Source organism: Stenotrophomonas sp. 21LCFQ19, from assembly GCF_056861425.1.
On record NZ_JBSPUF010000003.1, the window covers coordinates 234,972 to 255,111 of the forward strand.

Below are 20,140 nucleotides of genomic sequence, written 5' to 3' on the forward strand. Positions count from 1 at the left end.
TCGGCTGAAGCTTTACCGGTAATGCCGCTGCCGAGCATGGCTCGGCACTACAGGTGAGGCTCTGCCGGTAAAGCCGCTGCCGAGCATGGCTCGGCACTACAGGTGGGACTCTGCCGGTAGAGCTTCTGCCGAGCATGGCTCTGCACTACAGGCGTTCGGCCCTCAGCGCTGGCAGTTCCCGCACCACACCGTTGCGCGCTGGCCAATGCTGGCATAGCGCAGCGCGCGCCCACATTGTTTGCAGTTCTCGCCTTCGCGCCCGTACACCAGCAGCTCCTGCTCGAAGTAACCCGGCGCGCCATCGGGACTGATGAAGTCACGCAGGGTCGTGCCCCCCCGGGTGATCGCATGCCCCAGGATTTCCTTCACCGCATCGGCAAGCCGCTGGTAGCGCGCCCGCGATACCTTGCCGGCCTCGCGTAGGGGATTGATGCCTGCCATGAACAGGCTTTCCGCCGCATAGATATTGCCGACGCCGACGACAATGCCCTGGTCCATCAGGAAGGTCTTGATCGGCGCCTTGCGGCCACGGCTGCGCTGGAACAGATAATCGCCGTCGAACGCATCCTCCAGCGGTTCCGGACCAAGTCCAGCCAGCAGCTCATGCGTTTCACCTGCAGGCTGCCACAACAGGCAACCAAACCGACGCGGATCGTTGAAGCGCAGCAGGCGACCGTCTTCCAGGCTGATATCCACATGGTCGTGCGCACGCACCGGGGTGTCACCGGGCAAGACGCGCAGGCTGCCGGACATGCCCAGGTGCAACACCGCACTTCCCGCTTCAGTATCCAGCAGCAGGTATTTGGCACGGCGACGGATGGCCTCGATGCGCTTGCCCGGCAGCTGCTGTTCGATCTCGGCGGGAATCGGCCAACGCAGGTCCGGCCGGCGCAGGATCACACCGTGGATGCGGCGGTCTACCAGATGTGGTTCCAGGCCGCGTCGGGTGGTTTCTACTTCGGGTAGTTCTGGCATGCGGGCCTCAAAGCGTAGGTATCTGATTGTTCTTGTGGGAACGGCGTGAGCCGTGAAACTGATGATGGCGAATGGCGCGGCGGTATCAACTGCAAAGCGCTACCGGCTGCGGCTGGATTAGTGGCTTCGCGGCTTACACCGCTCCTACAAGCGCACATCCTGGAGCCTTCGTGGATGATTTGTGGGAACGGCGTGAGCCGTGAAGCTGATGGTGGTGAACAGCGGGCCGGTATCGATTGCAATGCGCTATCGGCTTCGGTTGGATGTTTGGCTTCGCGGCTTACGCCGCTCCCACATTCAATGTCCCGTGGCTCAGCGTGGTGGTGCCATCAGCTCGCGGGCACTGAGGTAGCCGTCGCCGTTGGCATCCTGGCGGGCGAAGCGGGCCAGGATCACCTGCCGCTGTTCCTCGCGGCTGATCGGCTTGCCGCGTCCGCCCGGCTGCTCATCCGGCTGCAGGACGCCATCGCCATTGCGGTCCATCTTGTCGAAGGCGTACAGCATCCACTGCAGGTACTCATCCGGGCTGACCCGGCCATCACCATCGCTGTCCATGCGCTGCAGGTAGGCATTGGTGTCCTGTACCTGGGCGATCGCAGGCAAGGAAGCACCAAGCAGGAAAAGGAGGGCAATGGTCTTCATGCAGCGTTGAGCGAATAGCCTTTCAGGCGCGCCGCATACGCCTGCAATGCCGCGCTGCCGCTGGCCTCGGCGTCCTGGCACCACTGCTGCAGTTGGCGCAGGCGCTCGGCGGCGTCATGGCTGCGAGCTTCCAACAACGCCGACAGGCGCGCGCGGTGCTCGACCAACAGCTGGATGCGTGGGCGCTGCTGCACCCAGCTCTGCAACTGCGCGCGGCAATCGGGTTTGAGCCAGCGACCATCATTGACCAGGCCCTTGCGCATGCGCCGCGGCAACAGCTTGCGCAACTTGGCACCTGCTGCTGCAGCCTCTTCCTTCAAAGCCGGTGCGAATACATTGCGCTGGTAATCGGTCATCGCCTGGAAGCGATGCGACAACAATGCCTTCAAGGTATCGGCATCGGGCACGGCGATGTTCGGACGGATGTCCATCGTCGGTGCCACCCGCAGCACCTTGGCCAGGCGCAGGAACTGCAGCAGGCGGATCACCTGCCAACCGATGTCGAACTCCCAGCGCCGCATCGAGAAGCGCGCCGAGCTGGGGAAGGCGTGATGGTTGTTATGCAGTTCTTCGCCGCCGATCCAGAACGCCCACGGGGTGAGGTTGGTCGATGTGTCGGCCGATTCGAAATTGCGATACCCCCACCAATGGCCAAGGCCATTGACCACGCCGGCGGCCCAGAACGGAATCCACGCCATCTGGATCGCCCACAAGGCGATGCCGGACAGGCCGAACAACACGGTGTTGAGCACGAACAGCAGGATCGGGCCGAGATTGGCATGCGGGGTATAGAGCCTGCGCTCGATCCAGTCTTCCGGCGCACCGCGCCCGTATTGTTCAATGTCACCCCGCAGCGTGCGCGCCTCGCGGTACAACTCCACGCCACGCCAGAACACGGTGCGGATGCCCTTGGTGACCGGGCTGTGCGGGTCGTCCTCGGTCTCGACCTTGGCGTGGTGCTTGCGATGGATGGCCACCCACTCGCGGGTGATCATCGAGGTGGTCAGCCACACCCAGAAGCGGAAGAAGTGCGACACCAGCGGGTGGAAATCGACGCCGCGATGGGCCTGGCTGCGGTGCAGGTACAAGGTGACCGCGAAGATGGTGAGCTGGGTGAACACCAGCAGCACCGCCAGCATGCCCCACCAGCCCAGGCCGACGATGCCACCGGTAAGGAAAACGAGCAGGGCGTCGGACATCACGAATACTCCAGGCAGTCGGTGCCAGATGAAACAACTGCTACACATCATGGGGGCTGTCGGCGCAAACTTCATCCACCGGCGGCAGGTCCGTTGGTCGAATCCTCAGCTGCCACCTACTCCTGAATGTCCATTGCACCTGCCGCCGAAGCGGCACCCCTGATCGAACTGGACCATGCCTGCGTCATCCGCGGCCAGGTCCGCGTGCTGCACGAACTGAACCTGCGCATCGAGCAGGGCCAGCACACCGCCATCCTCGGGCCGAACGGCTGCGGCAAGTCCTCATTCATCAAGCTGATCACCCGCGAGCTTTATCCCTTGGCGCGCGCCGACGGCCACGTGCCGGTCAAGGTGATGGGCCAGACCCGCTGGCAGGTGGACCGACTGCGCGCGCAACTGGGCATCGTCACCGGCGATTTGTCCAGCAACCTGTCCAGCATGCCCGGGCTGACCGTCGAGGAAGCGGTGATCGCCGGCTTCTTTGCCAGCTTTGTGGTGCCTGCGCACCGCGATGTCACCGATGCCATGCGCCAACGCGCGCGGCATGCGTTGGAACTGGCGCGTGCCCTGCCCTTGCTCGGCCGCAGCTATGCCGAGCTGTCTGCCGGCGAAACCCGCCGCGTGCTGATCGCCAGAGCGCTGGTCAACCAGCCCAAGGCCTTGCTGCTGGACGAGCCGTCCACCGGCCTGGACCTGATCTCGCGCCAGCATCTGGTCGACAGCATGCGCAACCTTGCCCAGCAGGGCATCACCCTGGTGCTGGTCACCCACCACATCGAGGAGGTGATCCCGGAGATCAACCGGGTGGTGCTGATGAAGGGTGGTCGGATCTTTGCTGATGACAGTCGTGCTGAGCTGCTGCGCTCGGGGCCGCTGTCGGAAGTGTTCGGCGGCCCGATCGAGGTGCGCGAGGATGATGGGCGGATGTCGGCCTGGGTGGGCAGTTTGTAAGTTGGCGATTGCTTGAAAGGCAAAAGCACCCCTCCCAAACCCTCCCGGCCCGAGGCATAGCCTTCGGTCGTTCATCAGGCCGCGCGCCAATGGCGCGCAAGCAGGCCTTCTTCACCCCCTGCGCGTTGCGCAAGGGAGGGAGCTCTGGCCCCTCCCCTTTGGCGCAGCCAAGGGGGAGGCTGGGAGGGGGTGGCTTTGGCCGTTGCTTGTGCTGGTTGCTGAAGCTCATGCGAAGAGCCCCCTCCCCAGCCCTCCCCCGCGCTACGCGCAAGGGAGAGAGCACGGCCAAGCCGTTGGTGCGATGATGCCCGTCCGCTCCCGTAATCCCCTTGTCGTCGCAATGTCACTTCCTGCTTCCCCGCTGCGCGTTGGCGCAGCCCTCGCGCTGGCCGCCGTGCTCAGCGCCTGTTCCAGCACCCCTACCCTGTCCTCCACTTCGGGCGGCGACTCCAGCAGCAAGGCCACCGGCTATCTGACCGGCACCGCCATCCCCGACAGCCTCGCCCTGAGCCCGGCACCACCGGCGCCCGGCTCGGCATCGGCACAGCTGGATGACGCCGTCGCCAGCCAAGCCCTGAGCATGCAGGGCAGCGCGCGCTTCGCGCAGGCACATACGGACGCCGACCTGAGCTTCCCGGCCGGCGCCGACCAGTTCAGCTGCGCGCTGGGCGTGGCGGTCACCGCCAAGACCACGCCGGTGCTGTACCGCCTGCTGGAACGCAGCCGCATCGACGCCAGCGCCGCCACCAAGGCAGCAAAGACGCACTACCAGCGGCCGCGCCCGTTCATGGTCAACAACGCGCCGACCTGTACGCCCGACGATGAGGAAGGCCTGCGCAAGAGTGGTTCCTACCCGTCCGGCCACACGTCGATCGGCTGGGCCTGGGGCCTGATCCTGTCGGAAATCGATCCCGACCATGCCACCGCCTTGATCGAACGCGGCCGCAACTACGGCCACAGCCGTCTGGTCTGCAACGTGCATTGGTATAGCGATGTGCAACAGGGCCAGTTCATGGGCGCGGCCACGGTCGCGCGCTTGCACGACAACCCGGCGTTTGTCGCCGATCTGGCCAAGGCACGCGAAGAGCTTGCCCATGCACGCACGCTCAATCTGCCGCTGCCACGCGATTGCGCCGCAGAAACCGCAGCGCTGACCTCGGACATCCCCGAAGCGCGCTGAGCAGTCCTACCTGTAGTGCCGAGCCATGCTCGGCATCGCGGTCCTGGCAATCCGCTTTTGTAGGAGCGGCGTCAGCCGCGAAGCTGGCATTGCTTCAATCGCAGGCATATCGGCAATCTGGCTGACCATCAGCTTCGCGGCTGACGCCGCTCCTACAGGAGCTTCGGCAGGCTATCGGTAACGCCCCAGCCGAGCATGGCTCGGCTCTACAGTGGCCGAGATGGTTTCCGACGTCACTGCCTGCCACTGCGCTGTGCGTCCAAGGTTACAGTCCGGGGTCCTCTCATTACGGGACCTCTCATGCCTGTACTCCTTCGCAGTCCACGCCTGCATGCGCTGTTGCTCGCCGCATTGCTGCCCTTCGCCGTACAAGCACAGACGCCGCGTCTGATCGGCTATGTGATGGACAGCCCCGAGCCGTTGCAATTGTCCGCGCAGAAACTCGATGTGGTGAACTTCGCCTTCGCCGTGGTTCGCCTCGACGGCAGCGTCTACCTGCCCGAGAACGTCGATCCGGCACGCCTGCACGCCGTGGTCGCCAAGCGCGCGGACAACCCGTCATTGCAGATCGTGTTGTCGATTGGTGGCTGGGGTGCCGGCAACTTCTCCGAGGCCGCCGCCACTGCACCGGCACGCGCACGTTTCATCGACAGCAGCGTCGCGTTGATGCACCAGTTCAAACTCGACGGCCTGGACATCGACTGGGAATACCCCACGCTCGGTGATGCCGACATCAGCCACAGCCCGGATGATCGCCACAACTTCACCGTGCTGCTGGAAGAACTGCGCGCGCGCCTGGACCGCGAAGGCAACGGCAAGCGTCATTACCTGCTGACCATCGCCGCTGCCGAAGGCCGCGCCGCCGAAGGGCTGGAGCTGCCGCGCATCGCCGAGTCGTTGGATTGGATCAACCTGATGACCTACGACTTCTATGGCAGCCTGACCAAGACCACCGGTCACCATTCCGGGCTTGCGCGTTCCTCGCTGGCTACGCCGCAGGGCCGTACTACCGTGGATGCGGTGAAGTATTTCCTCGATGCCGGCGTGCCTGCCGGGAAGATCAACGTCGGCGTGCCGTTCTACGGCCGCACGTTTGGTGATGTCGGCACGGACAACAACGGCCGCTTCCAGAAGTTCACCAAGGAAGGCGGCTTCATCACCTGGCGTGACATCGTCCATACCCGCCTCAATGCGCCGGGGTGGCAACGTCATTGGGATGACGAGGCGCAGGTGCCGTGGCTATGGAACGCCAGCGAGCGACGCATGATCAGTTACGACGATCCGCAGTCGCTGCTGATCAAAGCCAACTACGTGAAGCAGCAGGGCCTTGGCGGCGTGATGTATTGGGAGCAGCGCGGTGATGACAACGAGCAGTTGCTTGATGTGTTGCATGAGGCGTTGCGCGCTGACCCGGTAGTGCCGAGCCATGCTCGGCAGGAGCTTCACCGGTAACGCCCCAACCGTAGTGCCGAGCCATGCTTGGCAGAGGATTTACTGCCACCCTTTTGTGGGAGCGGCGCTGGGTGGCCTAGGGCCATAAGCCGCGAAGCCTGCATTGCTTGAATCGCAGGCACTACCGCAGTCTGGTCGGCTATCGGCTTCGCGGCTTATGGCCCTAGGCCACCCAGCGCCGCTCCCACACGATGTTTGGCGTGGCTATCGGTAACGCCTCTTGCCGAGCATGGCTCGGCACTACAGGAATGCAGAAGGCGCGGATTGCTCCGCGCCTTCTTCGTTGCATCACACAAACCTGAGCTTAGAAGCGGGTCTTGAACTCCACGCCCCACAGACGCGGCTCGTTGATGAAGCCGGTGAGGTTGTTGAAGTCGATGCCGCCGGTGGCGCGGATCTGGTTGGTGATGTTGCGGCCGTACAGCGCCACGTCGTAGTCACCGTCATTCCACTGGTAACCCACGCGCATACCGCCTTCCAGCAGCGACTTGCCGGTGAATTCCTTGGACTCATACAGGAAGAAATTCACTTCGCTGCGGTACGCCCAGTCGGTGAACACGTACAGCTGGGTGCCATCGGCCAGCGGCAGCGACCAGCGTGCGGTCATGTTGTGGGTCCACTCCGGTGCCTGCGGCAGCGAGTTTCCGTTGATCCGCGCCTTGCCGTTGATGACCGGGTCGGTCACGGTGCAGGAGAAGCACGGCGCCACGTCCAGGTCCGAATCCTTGATCTCGGTATGGTTGTAACCGCTGCCAAGGGTGACCAGCAGGTTGTCGGTCAGGTAGGCCTGCAGGTCCAGCTCGAAGCCCTTGCCTACGCTCTTGTCGGCATTGAGCAGGATGTTGGCATTGCCATCAACACCACCCACGGCGGTCAGCTGCTGATCCTTGACCCGGTAGTGGTAGACGCTGGCGTTCAAGCGCGCACGGTTGTCCCAGAAGTCCGCCTTCACGCCGGCTTCGAAGGACAGCACGGTCTCAGGATCGGCCACAGTCTTGTTGTTGAAAGCGCCAGCGGACTGGATCGAGCTGCCACGGAAGCCGGTGGCGACGCGGCCGTAGACGTTGACCGTGTCATTGACCGCGTAGGTAGCCGAGAAGTCCCAGTTGAACTTCTTGTCCTTGGTCGAGGCCGACAGGTAGGGATCAACAGCATCACCCTTGGCGTAGGCGTCCTGCTGCGCGGCAAGCAGACCGGCGAGGTCGCACTTGGCGATACCCGGGGGCGTGGTCTGGGTCGGTGCAATGCACGGCGAGAAGCCAGTGTTCCAGTAATCCTTGACCTTCAAGTCCTTCTTGTCGACGGTGTAACGCACGCCGGCGCGCAGTTCCAGCTTGTCGGTCGCCTGGAAGTTCAGGCCGCCGAACACCGCCCAGGCATCATTGGTCTGGTTGATGCGCTGGAAGCCGTCCTGCTTGCTGCCGTTGGTGCTGTCGTAGCTGACGCTGTCGACGTCGTAGTCTTCCTTGAAATAGAACACGCCGGCCTGCCAGTTCAGCGGGCCTTCGTTCTGCGATTCAAGACGCAGCTCCTGGGTCCACTGCGAGTGGCTGGGGATGCCATCGGCGGTTTCCGAGGCGAACGGCACGTCTTCGGTGAAGTACGGGCCGGAGGTGCCGTCGATGTCGCCGACGCTGAAGGTATCGACGGTCTCGTAACCGGTGATCGAGGACAGCTTGTAGTTGCCAAGGTCCCAGCTCAGGCGTGCATTGGCACCGCTGCTGTCGAGCTCGGAGTGGTTCAAACCATCGATCGAGACCTTGTTCTCGTCGAAGCCGGGCACGAAGTCGTTGCTGCCCTTCTTGAAGATGTTGCCGCGGAACAGGCGCGCGGTACCGTTGAGGTGACGCTTGTGTGCGCCCAACAGTGCTTCGAAATTGTCGCCTTCGTACAGGAACTGCGCACGCACGGCCGATTCGTCATAGCCTTCCAGGCCGTCGTTCGGGCCGGTGCCGGTGTTCTTCACCCAGTCGTCGCGGCGCTGGTACAGGGCCGACACGCGTGCCGACCAGCGCGCGCTCAGCGCGCCACCGACGGCGGCTTCCACGTTCCACAGGTTGTCACTGCCGTAGCCGACCTTGCCGTAGCCCTCGAACTCCTGCGACGGACGCACCGAGTCGAACTTGACCACGCCAGCCGGCGTGTTGCGGCCGAACAGCGAACCCTGCGGGCCGCGCAGCACTTCCACCTGCTCCACGTCGAAGATCGGGAAGCCCTTGAGGATCGGGTTTTCCTGCACGATGTCGTCATACACCAGCGAGACCGGCTGCGAGGTGTTGAGACGGAAGTCGGTGTTGCCGTAGCCGCGGATGTAGAAGCGCGGGAAGGCACGGCCGAACGAGGATTCGATGTTCAGGCTGGGCACGCGGCCGGACAGGTAACGCACGTCGGTACCGCCGGAAGCCAGCGCGTCGAGCTTCTCGCCGCTGACGGTGCTGATCGACACCGGCACGTCCTGGATGTTTTCCACCTTGCGTGCGGCGGTGACCTTCACCGCATCCAGCGTGGCGGCTTCCTTCTGGGCCGGGGTCGCATCCTGCGCGGCAGCGGTGAGTGGCAGTACGGCGAGAACGGCGACAAACAGCGGATGCGCTGCCGGCAGGCGGCGGCGGACGGTACGGGTCGGGGACATGGCGGAGAAGGGCCTGTTGAGGAGGAATGGGGAACTGCGCCTAGCATGGAATTGTTGCAGTACAACATTCGTATCGCAATCGTTCAGGTATTCAGCGGCATGACGCCTGTCAGGGGTAACCGCCCCTTCCGCCGCATAGACTGGGGGCTTCCTTCCCGCCCAGGCACGTTGTCATGACCCAGTGGTATTTCCATATTCCCGGCCAGGCCGACCGCGTCGGCCCCTTGGACGACGAGGCCGCGCGTCGCTTTGCCCAGGGCAGCCGCCAGGCACTGGCCTGGCGCGAGGGCATGCAGGGCTGGCAGGCGGTGACCGAGATCGCCGACTTCGGCGGCCAGGCCGGCCCGCCGCCGACCCCGCCGCCGGTGGGTGGCAGGGGCAACCGTGCCGACGATATCGACTTCCGCATCATCGGGCATGAGATGCAGTTCGTGGAAATCGAACTGGACCCGGGCGAAAGCGCGATTGCCGAGGCCGGCGCACTGATGTTCAAGGATTCCACGGTACAGATGGACACCGTGTTCGGTGACGGCCGCCACGAGGGCCAGGGCGGCGGCTTCATGGACAAGCTGATGTCGGCCGGCAAGCGCGTGATCACCGGCGAGAGCCTGTTCGCCACCGTGTTCACCCACACCGGCAACGGCAAGGCCAAGGTCGCCTTCGCCGCGCCCTATCCCGGCACCGTCATCCCCATGAAGCTGGACCAGCACGGCGGCAAGCTGATCTGCCAGAAGGACAGCTTCCTGGCCGGCGCGCGCGGCGTGCAGGTTGGCGTGCACTTCCAGCGCAAGGTGATGACCGGCCTGTTCGGCGGCGAGGGTTTCATCATGCAGAAGCTCGAAGGCGACGGCTGGGTATTCGTGCACGCCGGTGGCTGCGTGGTGGAACGCGAGCTGGCTGCAGGCGAACGCATCGATGTGGATACCGGCTGCGTGGTCGCCTACCACGCTGGCGTGGACATGGATGTGCGCCGTGTCGCTGGCCTGAAGAGCATGTTCTTCGGTGGCGAAGGCGTGTTCCTGGCGACCCTGACCGGCCCCGGCAAGGTGTGGCTGCAGTCACTGCCGTTCTCCCGCCTGGCCGGCCGCATGTTTGCCGCCGCACCGCAGGGCGGTGGCCAGAGCCGCGGTGAGGGCTCGGTGCTGGGTGGGCTGGGTCGCTTGCTGGATGGTGACAACAAGTTCTGAGCTGAATCGCTTGCGTGATATGACATCCACGTGTGGACCGTATGTCGATACTTACGGTGCCGGCACGTGGATGTCATGCCGCATTGCAGCTCCCAATTGGCTACGTTCAATTAAGCCAAGCCAGCACTGTGCCTATGCATACCCAGGTAGCTCTTCTGCTTTTCACTTGGGGTACGCAGCAGCCTCATCCCCGGTCGGATCCCAAGCTGTTCGTACTTGCCCTCCAATTCGTCGGCGATCAGCATCGTTCCGTCTTCAGCGAACGAAACAAGACCGCGATCGAACAGTGCGTCCAATGTCGCCACCAAAGGAAGACCGTTCTCCGGGTCGAGTTTTTCCTCGTCGTTCGCCTTGTTCCAGGCAACGATATGGGACGCCCGCAGCGCCTGCAGAACCCCAGATCCGGTAACAGCACAACATCCACCCCATCTGGTGAGAACCTGATCCCGGAACTTTCCTTGACCTATTCTCGCATCGACCATCTGCTTGCGGACTGTTGGTTCAAGATTATTCGACGCCGCAATACGCAGGATATCGTCGGAAGCAGCCTGGTCGATTTCGACTAGGCCGGCTCCCTCCATCCGCTGTGCCAGCTCAAGCTTTGTTGCGGACCATTGCAAATACTTCTGCAACTCATCCCGATCTTCCACAACACGCCCAAGCTCGAATCGCTGGTGGTAGCTATACCTCTCACCTTCCAGCGCTGCTCGCAGTTTTTTGTCCTCGAAGCGCAAGCCAAAGGTAACGTTTGCGCCGGATGATTTCGGCCCATAGAACGCGAATACCGGCTTGTTTCGGCCTGCTCGATAAGTACCAAAAATCACGCATTGAGTGGGACCACGCAAAGTACCTGCCCAAACGTCATGCCGCGGAAACACAGTACGAATCATCCCGAGGATGGAATCAACGCCATTGCGCTCTGCAATATGGAACGAACCCAGACGACCTTTATCGAAGACAACCTGTTCAACCGCACCTGCATCCATTCATTCGCTCCAAGATTGAACTCACCGGACCTGCATGATTGCAGGCCCCACCCAGGCCCATGCGCCTGGATAAACCATCCAAATTGACACAACTGCTTTGCGTTATCGGCGCACAGCGCAAGAAGTTGACCCTGCGATTCAAAGCAGAGAAGGTCTGCTGATGCTCTCCAAGCACTTGACGTGCCCATGCCACAACCTGGCCTGTTACTTCCCATTGAACGATTTGGAGCTATGCTGGCGCCCTTTCCAACACCCCTGTTCATCATGAAAGCGCGCAACGTCCGTCTGCTGCTGTCCCTTTCCCTGTTTGGCCTGCTGGCAGCCTGCGGCGGTGAGAACACCAAGCCCACCCCGCCGGCAGCGGTGCAGCCGACCACGCCGGTAAGGCCGGTCAAGATCGGCGTGGCACTGGGCGGTGGCGCGGCCAAGGGGTTTGCCCATATCGGCGTGATCAAGATGCTGGAGGCCAATGGCTTCGAGCCGGTGGTGGTGTCCGGCACCAGCGCCGGCAGCGTGGTCGGTGCCCTGTATGCCAGCGGCATGAACGCCTTCCAGATGCAGCAGAAAGCCGTCGCACTGGATGAAGCCAGCATCCGCGATATCCGCCTGTTCTCCGGTGGCCTGGTGCAAGGCCAGAAGCTGCAGGACTACGTCAACGCGCAGGTCGGCAACAAGCGCGCCGAGCAGCTGCAGAAGCCATTCGCCGCAGTCGCCACGCAGCTGGAAACCGGCGAACGCGCGGTATTCGTGCGCGGCAATGTCGGCCAGGCGGTGCGGGCGTCCAGCTCCATCCCCGGCGTGTTCGAGCCGGTGATCATCGGTGGCAAGAGTTATGTTGACGGCGGCGTGGTCAGCCCGGTGCCGGTGGATGCGGCCAAGCAGCTGGGTGCCGAATTCGTTATCGCAGTGGATATTTCCAGCCGCGCCACCGGCCAGCGCCCGACCGGCCTGCTGGGTGCGGTGGGCCAGTCCATCACCATCATGGGCCAGCGCCTGGGTGAGCAGGAACTGGCGCGCGCCGACGTGGTGATCCGCCCGGCGGTGCTGGACATCGGCGCAGCCGATTTCGAGCAGCGTGGCCGCGCCATCCTCGAAGGCGAGAAGGCCGCGATGGCCGCAATGCCGCAGATCCGTGCGGGCATTGCCCGCCTGCAGCAGGCGCGTGCTGCCAGCGCGCGCAATGCCGATGCACGCGCCGCCGCCGTACAGGCCGAAGCGCACCAGCGCTGCCAGGACAGCCGCAGCCGCATCGAAAAACTGCGTGGCATCGAGAAGAACTGCAGCGCCCCAGCGCGCTGAGGTTTGAAGCCCCTCTCCAATGGGAGAGGGGTTGGGGTGAGGGTACGGTTGAAGCGAGTTGCTGCAGGGTGTTCCATTGGCTTCGCCCCTTACCCTCATCCGCCCCTGCGGGGCACCTTATCCCGCAGGGAGAAGGAACTTCCTTACCGCCCCAATTGCGACAGGGGCAGGGCACGGAACTCCTTCACCGTGCGCAGCACGAAGCTGGAATTGACGTCGGCCACACCGGCTGCGTTGAGCAGCTTGTCGAGCAGGAATTCCGAGAAATGGTCCAGGTCGCGCACGTAGACCTGCAGCAGATAGTCCATGTCGCCGGTCAGCGCATGGCAGGCCACTACTTCATCCCATAGCTGCACCGCCTGCACGAAGTGATCGATCGCCGCCTGGCCGTGCTTGGACAACTGCACGCGCACGAAGGCCTGCAGGCCCAGCCCGATCGCGCGTGGCTCCAGCCGTGCGCCATAACCGGCGATCACGCCTTCCGCTTCCAGCCGCTGCACCCGCCGCAGGCAGGCCGACGGCGAAAGATTCACCCGCGCCGCAAGCTCAGCGTTGGTGGCGCGGCCATGCTGCTGGATTTCGACCAGAAGCCGCAGATCCGTGCGATCAAGATTCACCGACGCCATCTTTGTTGCTCCGCACCATTGAATGGACGCAACAATATTGCGTCATAACCAACTGACAGCGCAATTACGCACACCTGTTGCGCGGCAGGCTTCCTACCATGCGGTTATCTATTCCCTTCAGGAGCTGCCGCCATGGAAGCCAACCCGCGCCGCGTCGAACACCAACAGACCGACAAGGGTTACGTGCCGGTCTATACCACCGCCGTGGTGGAGCAGCCCTGGGACGGCTACAGCGCCGACGACCATGCCACCTGGAGCACCTTGTACCAGCGCCAGCGCGAGCTGCTGGTTGGCCGTGCCTGCCAGGAGTTCCTCGACGCCCAGGACGAAATGGGCATGAGCGAGCACATGATTCCGCGCTTCGACCAGCTCAATGAAGTGCTGGGCGCGGCCACCGGCTGGACCCTGGTCGGGGTGGAAGGCCTGCTGCCGGAACTCGATTTCTTCGATCACCTGGCCAACCGCCGCTTCCCGGTGACCTGGTGGATCCGCCGCCCGGACCAGATCGACTACATCGCCGAACCCGACCTGTTCCACGACCTGTTCGGCCACGTGCCGCTGCTGATGAACCCGGTGTTCGCCGACTACATGGCCGCCTACGGCCGAGGTGGCGTCAAGGCGCATGCGATCGGCCCGGACGCGCTGCAGAACCTGACCCGCCTGTACTGGTACACGGTGGAGTTCGGCCTGATCAACACCGCCGAGGGCCTGCGCATCTACGGCGCTGGCATCGTCTCCTCCAAGGGCGAGTCGCTGTACTCGCTGGAGTCGGCCGCGCCGAACCGGATTGGCTTCGACCTGGAGCGGATCATGCGCACCCGCTACCGCATCGACACCTTCCAGAAGAGCTACTTCGTCATCGACGGCTTCGAACAGCTGATGGCCGCGACCGAACCGGACTTCACCCCGATCTACGCACGCCTGGCCAACGCCGAACATCTGCCTGCCGGTGACGTGCAGGAAGGTGACACGGTGTTCCAGCGCGGCAGCGGCGAAGGCTGGGCTGACGGCGGCGACGTCTGAGCCAACACAGATCGCTGCAACGGAAGAAGCCGCCCAAGGGCGGCTTCTTCGTCTGCGTCCCACGTAGCCCGGGTAAGCAAAGCGCACCCGGGGCTCACAGAATCATGCAGCTCACTGCGCCGCCTTGGCCACCCGCCGACCGCCGTACTTGCGGTCCAGGTAGACGCCAACCAATACCGCCACCAGCAACGGTGCCGCCCACGGGAACAGCTCGATCAGCAATGCCGGCACCGTGGTATGGCTGTGCAGCCACTGCCATACCGGCCGCATGCCGATGCCGAGGAAGGCCACATGGGTAGCGATGCCCGCACCCAGGATCGACTGGTAGTGCTGGCGGAACGCCCAGTCCGGACGCGACGGGCCACGGCGGGCGAACTTCAGCATGCGCCAGCCCACCCACAGGCCAATCGACGAGAAGCCCAGGAACAGGGGCTGGCGATGCTGGATGCCGGTGCCCACCACCACCAGGGCCAGGATCACCATCGGCCACAGCGCCAGATGCCAGCCCGGCCGTGACACCAGCTGCTTCCAATCGCGCTTGTCGGTGACCGCACGCCAGGCCAGCCACGTCGCGTTGCCGGTGATCGCCATCAGGTAGGCCAGGAACAAGGCCGACAACGGCTGCTGGCGGAAGAAGGCGAACTGGACGGTGATCGGCAGCGCGGTAACCACGATCACCGCCATCGCCACCAGATACACCTTGCCCAGCAAACGATGCCGGGGCGAGCCTTTCTTCATGAACGCCGCCGACCAGAAGCCAACCAGGGCGACCACGCCGGCCAGCACATGCAGCGCAACGATCAGGGAATATCCGGGCATGACAGCGATCTCTTCGGTGGTGGCCGGCGAATGCGATGGCCTATGCACAGCGTGCGTTTTCGGGCGCACGCACGGCAGTCGCGGCAGTCATTGATCGACCCTGCCGGAAGTCACTTTCTGCTCCGCCCCCCTTGCCGCTGCGGCCTGCGCCCACCAGCATGCGTGTATGGAAATCACTCCCCGTTCGCGCTGGCACAGGCTGCTGCACCCGCTCAACCTCGCCGGCCTGCTGACCTGGCTGGCGGTAGCGGCCACCCTGCCCTATGGCTCCGCCGAGCAACTCGCCCTGCGCTGGGGCAGCGCTTTGCTGTTCCTGGTCGCCTTTCTGTTTGCTGCCAGCTACGAGCGTCCCTCGGCGCAACGCAGCGTGGCGCTGCTGGTCGAGGCAGTGGCGGCGCTGGCGGTGATCCGCCTGGCCGCCAGCAGCGGTGTGGCGCCCGCCCTGCTGGTGATGCTGGCCGCGCAGGTGGCGATGAGCTGGCCACTGCGTATCACACTGGTGATGATGCTGCTGGTCAACCTGGGCATGTACCTGGTGTTGCGCGAGGTGCACAGTCACCCGGCCGCGGTGGTGCTGATCTTCGCCGGCTTCCAGGCTTTCGCCATGCTCACCACGCACTACGCAAGCAGCGCCGAACAGGCGCGCGACCGACTGGCACTGGTCAACGCCGACCTGCTGGCCACCCGCGCCCTGCTCGCCGAGAGATCGCGCGACATGGAGCGGCTGCGGCTGTCGCGTGAACTGCACGATGTGGCCGGGCACAAGCTCACGGCGCTGAGGTTGCACCTGCGCGCGCTTGCCGGCCGCACGGACGCAGCGCCTGAGCTGGCCCTGTGCGAACAGCTGTCCGCCGAGCTGCTGGGCGATATCCGCGCCGTGGTGCATTGCCTGCGCGACAGCGGCCAGCTCGACATGGATACCGCCCTGCACGCACTGGCCGCACCCTTGCCACGCCCACGCCTGCAGCTGCAGTTGGATGACGACGTACAGGTCAGCGATACCGCCAAGGCCGAAACCCTGCTGCGCTGCGTGCAGGAGGCGCTGACCAACAGTGCACGCCACAGCGATGCCAAGGTACTGCAGGTTACCCTGCAACGCCGTGACAGACGCTTGCTGCTGGCGATGGAAGACGATGGCCAGTTGCGCGGCGAACCACGCCCTGGCAATGGCCTGACCGGCATGCGCGAACGCGTGGACGAACAAGGCGGCAGCCTGCAGCTGCAACGTGCGGCTTCCGGTGCCCTGCAGATTCGTGTGGAATTGCCGGCATGAACGACTCCCCCCGCATTGCCCTGGTCGACGACCAGGCCCTGATCCGCGCCGGCCTGCGCGCCCTGTTGCAGCAGCTTGGCATCACCATCGTGTTCGAAGCCGACAGCGGCGACGCCCTGCTCGAACAGATCGCGCAGCAGCCGGTGCAGTTGATCCTGTCGGACATCCGCATGCCCGGCATGGACGGCATCCAGGCCTTGAAGGCCCTGCGCGGGCGCGGCGATCAAACGCCGTGCGTGTTCCTGACCACCTTCGACGAGAGTGATCTGCTGTTGCGTGCCACCGAGGCCGGTGCGCAGGGTTTCCTGCTGAAGGATGCAGCCCCGGAAGACCTGCACGACGCCATCGGCCGCGCCATCGCCGGGCAGACCTTGTTGCAGCCGGTAAGTACCGATGCGGTACGGCAGCGCTATCGCTACCACGCCGACGATGCGCCGAAGGAGTTGTTCACCCAGAAGGAAGTCGCGGTATTGCGGCTGATGGCCGGCGGCTACAGCAACCGCGAGATCGCCGGCAGCCTGTTCCTGGCCGAAGGCACGGTGAAGAACTACGTGTCGACCATCCTCGACAAGCTCGACACCCGCGACCGCACCCGCGCAGTGTTGAAAGCCATCACCCTGCGGGTGATCTAGCGCTATCGAACGAAGCCGTAGTGCCGAGCCATGCTCGGCAGGGCTTTGCCGTTAACCTGTCCGCCATTGTGGGAGCGGCGTAAGCCGCGAAGCCGGTGGACCTCCAGATTGCGGAAATGTCGGTTGTTCCAGCGTTGTTAGCTTCGCGGCTGACGCCGCTCCTACAACCGGTGCACAGGTAGAGCCCCTGCCGAGCACGGCTCGGCACTACGGCGCGGCTGCGCTGCGCACCTCAACTGTCACGTGCACGATCTCCTCGTGGATCGCCAAGGCGCGATGGAACACTTCCGGCGCCACCGCGGTTTCGGTCACCACTTCCATCGCACAGGCATAGCGGCCACGGCCAACCTGCCAGACATGCAGGTCACTGATCCGGGCAGGCACCTCGCCCTGCTCCACCGCCTCGCGGATCTCGGCCACCACCGGCGCGTCCATCTCCGCATCCAGCAGCACGCCGCCGGTCTGCCTGATCAGACCCCAGGCCCAGACCGACACCAGTACCGCGCCAACGATGCCCATCAGCGGGTCCAGCCAGGAGGCGCCGAAGTACAGGCCACCGAGCAGGGCGATGATCGCCAGCACCGAGGTCGCCGCATCGGCCAGCACATGCAGGTAGGCCGAGCGCTGGTTCAGATCATGGTGATGATGATGGTGGCCGCCATGCGCGTGGTGGTCATGCCCATGATCGTGACCATGATGATGGTGTTGATCGCGCAGCCACCATGCACACAGCAGGTTCACCGCCAAGCCGACCACCGCGATCGCAATGGCCTGCTGGTAGTGGATGGGACTGGGTTTGAACACGCGCAGGATGGACTCGAAGGCCATGATCGCGGCAACCCCCAGCAACAGGATCGCGCTGGTGAACCCCGCCAGAATCTCGATCTTCCAGGTCCCGAAGGCAAAACGTGGATCATCGCGGTAGCGCCGTGCGCAGGCATAGGCAAACGCCGCCAAACCGAGCGCCAGCGCATGCGAGCTCATATGCCAGCCATCGGCCAGCACCGCCATCGAGTTGAACCACCAGCCGCCGACGATCTCGATCACCATCATCACAATGGTCAGCACCATCGCGCACCGGGTGTTCTTCTCCGCCATCGGATTGCCTTCGCTGAAGGCATGGCTGTGGCGGCGGGATTGGGCGAGCGCGTCGAGTTGCATGGCAGTGGGTTGGGAGAAGGACGGCGTGATTCTATACCCCCAAGGGGTATATGATGCCAGCCATGGCTCATATCCAACGCGACAAGAAGAAACTACTGACCCGGGTGCGGCGCATCGCCGGCCAGGTAGCGGCCCTGGAACAGGCACTGGAGAACGGCGACGACTGCGACGGCGTGCTGGTGCAGATCGCCGCCGCCAAAGGCGCCATGCACGGGCTGATGCTGGAAGTGATGGCCGGCCACCTCAGCGACCATGTCGTCGCCGAAAAGGACCCGGCCAAGCGCGCGCAGGAAGCCGAGGTGCTGCTGGAGCTGATGAAGCGCCACGCAAAATGACCGGTAGTGCCGAGCCATGCTCGGCAAGGGCGTCACCCGCAAGCCATCAGCGCTTGTGGGAGCGGCGTCAGCCGCGAAGCTGACGAACCATCAGATTGCCAACACCTCGGTGATTGCAGCATTGCCAGCTTCGCGGCTGACGCCGCTCCTACAGCTGGTTTGCCGGCACGGCCTCTGCCGAGCATGGCTCGGCACTACCTTTTGACCAGACGCTGTCGGTATGGCCTTGCTGCAGGCGCATCCGCGTTCGTCTGGCGATGTACAGCATCACCGGCACTGACAGCAGTGCGGTCAGGTCGATCGGCCAGCTGCCGGCGTGGTACCAGCTTCCGCCTATTCCAAAGGCACCAGCAATGCTCGACAGCGGAATCGCCAACGTACACAGCGCACTCAAGCGCAGCAGTTCCACCGCAGCACGCGGCGCACCGCGCAGGAACGCCCAGGCGATGGCGGCGACGAATACCGCGTAGTAGATGCCCGTGTGCCAGGCCTTCAGATCGGTGACCAGCGACGGCAGCCATTTGGTGGCAGCGATGCTGGCCGATATGCCGGCCACGCAACCCAGCGAGACGCCAACCGTCAGGCAGGCCAACACCCAGGCCGAACGCTTCTGCACCGGCGTCTCCGCACCCTTGCGCTTGCGTCGCCGCGATTCCACCCACAGCAGGTTGCCGGTGTAGAACAGGGCAGCGCCGGCCAGGCCCATCAGCAGGTACAACCAACGCACCGGGTTGCCACCGAAGCTGCCGAAATGCAGCGCGAAGAACGCATTGACCGCGCCGTTCCAGCCATCCATGTGGCCAGGCAGGTCATGCGCATCCACCTCACCGCTATACGGATCCAGATGGGTGCTGGCATACACCCGCGCACGCGTGCCATGGCGGATATCCAGTCCGGTCACCGTTGCTTCAACATGGCCGTCCTTGTTCTGGAAGCCGAAGCTCTGCACCTCGAAGCCGGGCAACTGCTGCTCTACCCGGCGCAGCAACTCAGCGGCCGGCAACACTGCTGCCCCTCCGGGCGCTTCGGCGTGCTCCTCGCTCCACTCGATGCCCTGCGGATACACCACCGCCCCCTGGGCATCGTAGAACTGGTCATGGAAAGCGAACACCACGCTGGTCAGCGCGATGACGATGTGGAACGGCAGGCTGAACAGCCCCAAGGCGTTGTGTGCATCCAGCCACATACGCTTGATGTTCTTGCCGATGCGCAGCGCGAACACGTCCTTGCTCAAGGTGATCAGCAGCACGATCAGGCCCGATACCAGGGCAACCGCATACGCCATCGCCACTGCGCCCATGATCGGCCGTGCGATCTTGTCCGGGAATGGCAGGCCGACCAGCTGGTGCAGCGTATCCACCAACTGCGCCACCGGTGCCTTGCGCGTCTGCGCCACCTGCAGGCTGCCGTCGGCGGCGAAGCTGGCGCCATACTCGGTGAACTGGCGACGGCCCTGGCCGGGTGCACGCTCCTGCCAGTACACCCGCGCCGGTTGATCGGCGTGCGGACGCACCGACACGAAGTAGCGCGATGCGGCCTTGGGGTGTTCGGCAAGCACCGCGGCCACCAGCGCGTCGGCCTGTTGCAGTGACGGTGCCGGCGACAGCGCGGAAGGCGGCGTCGCCCAGCGCTCCAGCGGCTTCTCGAACATGGTGACCGAGCCGGCATAGAAAGCGATGAACAGCATCAGCCCGCTGACGATGCCGATCCAGATATGCACGTCCTTGTAGACCTTGATGATGTCGCTGCGGATCTTCATGCGATCGCC

At 64.1% G+C, this 20,140-nt stretch carries 18 protein-coding genes; 9 read left to right on the top strand and 9 right to left on the bottom strand.

Annotated elements, in window-relative coordinates; all coding sequences use genetic code 11:
- Nucleotides 1-162: 162 nt before the first annotated feature.
- The 3 genes from mutM to AC13FW_RS05070 all read right to left on the bottom strand — a co-directional run bounded on the left by mutM (nucleotide 163) and on the right by AC13FW_RS05070 (nucleotide 2,816).
- Complete coding sequence (mutM, locus tag AC13FW_RS05060) at nucleotides 163-975, bottom strand: bifunctional DNA-formamidopyrimidine glycosylase/DNA-(apurinic or apyrimidinic site) lyase (RefSeq protein ID WP_296250349.1); 813 nt, start codon at nucleotides 973-975, stop codon at nucleotides 163-165.
- Nucleotides 976-1,287: 312 nt separating this feature from the next.
- Nucleotides 1,288-1,617: an EF-hand domain-containing protein gene (locus AC13FW_RS05065; RefSeq protein WP_482988399.1), complete on the bottom strand. Its 330-nt coding sequence runs from the start codon at nucleotides 1,615-1,617 to the stop codon at nucleotides 1,288-1,290.
- Nucleotides 1,614-2,816, bottom strand: a complete 1,203-nt coding sequence (locus tag AC13FW_RS05070; protein WP_482988400.1) for a DesA family fatty acid desaturase — start codon at nucleotides 2,814-2,816, stop codon at nucleotides 1,614-1,616. Before AC13FW_RS05070 ends, AC13FW_RS05065 begins: the two co-directional genes overlap by 4 nt.
- Before the next feature lie 126 nt (nucleotides 2,817-2,942).
- Between AC13FW_RS05070 and AC13FW_RS05075 the strand changes: the two genes are divergently transcribed.
- The 3 genes from AC13FW_RS05075 (at nucleotide 2,943) to AC13FW_RS05085 (ending at nucleotide 6,399) form a co-directional block, all read left to right on the top strand.
- Complete coding sequence (locus tag AC13FW_RS05075) at nucleotides 2,943-3,767, top strand: ABC transporter ATP-binding protein (RefSeq protein ID WP_482988401.1); 825 nt, start codon at nucleotides 2,943-2,945, stop codon at nucleotides 3,765-3,767.
- A gap of 340 nt (nucleotides 3,768-4,107) precedes the next feature.
- Nucleotides 4,108-4,947, top strand: coding sequence for an acid phosphatase (locus tag AC13FW_RS05080; protein ID WP_482988402.1), 840 nt, complete (start codon nucleotides 4,108-4,110; stop codon nucleotides 4,945-4,947).
- A 300-nt stretch (nucleotides 4,948-5,247) separates the two neighbouring features.
- Nucleotides 5,248-6,399 (top strand): glycoside hydrolase family 18 protein, encoded by a 1,152-nt coding sequence (locus tag AC13FW_RS05085; RefSeq protein WP_482988403.1) that lies wholly within the window; start codon nucleotides 5,248-5,250, stop codon nucleotides 6,397-6,399.
- A 304-nt stretch (nucleotides 6,400-6,703) separates the two neighbouring features.
- On the opposite strand, the gene AC13FW_RS05090 is transcribed toward AC13FW_RS05085, so the two are convergent.
- Complete coding sequence (locus AC13FW_RS05090; RefSeq protein WP_482988404.1) at nucleotides 6,704-9,031, bottom strand: TonB-dependent receptor; 2,328 nt, start codon at nucleotides 9,029-9,031, stop codon at nucleotides 6,704-6,706.
- 173 nt (nucleotides 9,032-9,204) lie between these two features.
- Here AC13FW_RS05090 and AC13FW_RS05095 point away from each other — a divergent pair, with 173 nt between their 5' ends.
- Nucleotides 9,205-10,218: a TIGR00266 family protein gene (locus tag AC13FW_RS05095; RefSeq protein ID WP_296250363.1), complete on the top strand. Its 1,014-nt coding sequence runs from the start codon at nucleotides 9,205-9,207 to the stop codon at nucleotides 10,216-10,218.
- 110 nt (nucleotides 10,219-10,328) lie between these two features.
- On the opposite strand, the gene AC13FW_RS05100 is transcribed toward AC13FW_RS05095, so the two are convergent.
- Nucleotides 10,329-11,204, bottom strand: coding sequence for an HNH endonuclease (locus AC13FW_RS05100; RefSeq protein WP_482988405.1), 876 nt, complete (start codon nucleotides 11,202-11,204; stop codon nucleotides 10,329-10,331).
- A 231-nt stretch (nucleotides 11,205-11,435) separates the two neighbouring features.
- Between AC13FW_RS05100 and AC13FW_RS05105 the strand changes: the two genes are divergently transcribed.
- On the top strand, nucleotides 11,436-12,503 hold the full coding sequence (locus AC13FW_RS05105) for a patatin-like phospholipase family protein (protein WP_482988406.1): 1,068 nt from the start codon (nucleotides 11,436-11,438) through the stop codon (nucleotides 12,501-12,503).
- Nucleotides 12,504-12,646: 143 nt separating this feature from the next.
- Here AC13FW_RS05105 and AC13FW_RS05110 read toward each other — a convergent pair whose 3' ends face one another.
- Nucleotides 12,647-13,129, bottom strand: a complete 483-nt coding sequence (locus tag AC13FW_RS05110) for an Lrp/AsnC family transcriptional regulator (RefSeq protein ID WP_282271903.1) — start codon at nucleotides 13,127-13,129, stop codon at nucleotides 12,647-12,649.
- 132 nt (nucleotides 13,130-13,261) lie between these two features.
- On the opposite strand from AC13FW_RS05110, the gene phhA reads away from it, so the two are divergent.
- Entirely contained in the window at nucleotides 13,262-14,152 is an 891-nt protein-coding gene (gene phhA / locus AC13FW_RS05115; protein WP_482988407.1) for a phenylalanine 4-monooxygenase, read from the top strand.
- Between the two features lie 111 nt (nucleotides 14,153-14,263).
- Here phhA and AC13FW_RS05120 read toward each other — a convergent pair whose 3' ends face one another.
- Nucleotides 14,264-14,971: a DUF2306 domain-containing protein gene (locus AC13FW_RS05120; protein WP_482986993.1), complete on the bottom strand. Its 708-nt coding sequence runs from the start codon at nucleotides 14,969-14,971 to the stop codon at nucleotides 14,264-14,266.
- A 166-nt stretch (nucleotides 14,972-15,137) separates the two neighbouring features.
- On the opposite strand from AC13FW_RS05120, the gene AC13FW_RS05125 reads away from it, so the two are divergent.
- Nucleotides 15,138-16,244, top strand: a complete 1,107-nt coding sequence (locus AC13FW_RS05125; protein ID WP_482988408.1) for a sensor histidine kinase — start codon at nucleotides 15,138-15,140, stop codon at nucleotides 16,242-16,244.
- Nucleotides 16,241-16,876, top strand: coding sequence for a response regulator transcription factor (locus AC13FW_RS05130; RefSeq protein WP_482988409.1), 636 nt, complete (start codon nucleotides 16,241-16,243; stop codon nucleotides 16,874-16,876). The genes AC13FW_RS05125 and AC13FW_RS05130 overlap by 4 nt, the downstream gene beginning before the upstream one ends.
- 207 nt (nucleotides 16,877-17,083) lie before the next feature.
- Here the strand turns inward: AC13FW_RS05130 and dmeF are convergent, their stop codons facing one another.
- A complete protein-coding gene (gene dmeF / locus AC13FW_RS05135; RefSeq protein ID WP_482988410.1) occupies nucleotides 17,084-18,037 on the bottom strand; it encodes a CDF family Co(II)/Ni(II) efflux transporter DmeF in 954 nt (317 codons plus the stop codon).
- A 62-nt stretch (nucleotides 18,038-18,099) separates the two neighbouring features.
- On the opposite strand from dmeF, the gene AC13FW_RS05140 reads away from it, so the two are divergent.
- Complete coding sequence (locus AC13FW_RS05140) at nucleotides 18,100-18,372, top strand: metal/formaldehyde-sensitive transcriptional repressor (RefSeq protein ID WP_296250379.1); 273 nt, start codon at nucleotides 18,100-18,102, stop codon at nucleotides 18,370-18,372.
- Nucleotides 18,373-18,520: 148 nt separating this feature from the next.
- Here AC13FW_RS05140 and AC13FW_RS05145 read toward each other — a convergent pair whose 3' ends face one another.
- The gene (locus AC13FW_RS05145; protein WP_482988411.1) at nucleotides 18,521-20,131 is read right to left on the bottom strand and encodes a PepSY-associated TM helix domain-containing protein; all 1,611 of its coding nucleotides are present in this window, start codon (nucleotides 20,129-20,131) and stop codon (nucleotides 18,521-18,523) included.
- Nucleotides 20,132-20,140 lie beyond the last annotated feature (9 nt).

Coding starts and splice junctions, on each gene's coding strand:
- AC13FW_RS05110 (WP_282271903.1), bottom strand. CDS start 13,129: ATGGCGTCGGTGAATCTTGATCGCACGGATCTGCGGCTTCTGGTCGAA.
- AC13FW_RS05105 (WP_482988406.1), top strand. CDS start 11,436: ATGCTGGCGCCCTTTCCAACACCCCTGTTCATCATGAAAGCGCGCAAC.
- AC13FW_RS05100 (WP_482988405.1), bottom strand. CDS start 11,204: ATGGATGCAGGTGCGGTTGAACAGGTTGTCTTCGATAAAGGTCGTCTG.
- AC13FW_RS05145 (WP_482988411.1), bottom strand. CDS start 20,131: ATGAAGATCCGCAGCGACATCATCAAGGTCTACAAGGACGTGCATATC.
- phhA (WP_482988407.1), top strand. CDS start 13,262: ATGGAAGCCAACCCGCGCCGCGTCGAACACCAACAGACCGACAAGGGT.
- AC13FW_RS05080 (WP_482988402.1), top strand. CDS start 4,108: ATGTCACTTCCTGCTTCCCCGCTGCGCGTTGGCGCAGCCCTCGCGCTG.
- AC13FW_RS05130 (WP_482988409.1), top strand. CDS start 16,241: ATGAACGACTCCCCCCGCATTGCCCTGGTCGACGACCAGGCCCTGATC.
- AC13FW_RS05075 (WP_482988401.1), top strand. CDS start 2,943: ATGTCCATTGCACCTGCCGCCGAAGCGGCACCCCTGATCGAACTGGAC.
- AC13FW_RS05090 (WP_482988404.1), bottom strand. CDS start 9,031: ATGTCCCCGACCCGTACCGTCCGCCGCCGCCTGCCGGCAGCGCATCCG.
- AC13FW_RS05095 (WP_296250363.1), top strand. CDS start 9,205: ATGACCCAGTGGTATTTCCATATTCCCGGCCAGGCCGACCGCGTCGGC.
- AC13FW_RS05085 (WP_482988403.1), top strand. CDS start 5,248: ATGCCTGTACTCCTTCGCAGTCCACGCCTGCATGCGCTGTTGCTCGCC.
- dmeF (WP_482988410.1), bottom strand. CDS start 18,037: ATGCAACTCGACGCGCTCGCCCAATCCCGCCGCCACAGCCATGCCTTC.
- AC13FW_RS05070 (WP_482988400.1), bottom strand. CDS start 2,816: ATGTCCGACGCCCTGCTCGTTTTCCTTACCGGTGGCATCGTCGGCCTG.
- AC13FW_RS05120 (WP_482986993.1), bottom strand. CDS start 14,971: ATGCCCGGATATTCCCTGATCGTTGCGCTGCATGTGCTGGCCGGCGTG.
- AC13FW_RS05125 (WP_482988408.1), top strand. CDS start 15,138: ATGGAAATCACTCCCCGTTCGCGCTGGCACAGGCTGCTGCACCCGCTC.
- AC13FW_RS05140 (WP_296250379.1), top strand. CDS start 18,100: ATGGCTCATATCCAACGCGACAAGAAGAAACTACTGACCCGGGTGCGG.
- AC13FW_RS05065 (WP_482988399.1), bottom strand. CDS start 1,617: ATGAAGACCATTGCCCTCCTTTTCCTGCTTGGTGCTTCCTTGCCTGCG.
- mutM (WP_296250349.1), bottom strand. CDS start 975: ATGCCAGAACTACCCGAAGTAGAAACCACCCGACGCGGCCTGGAACCA.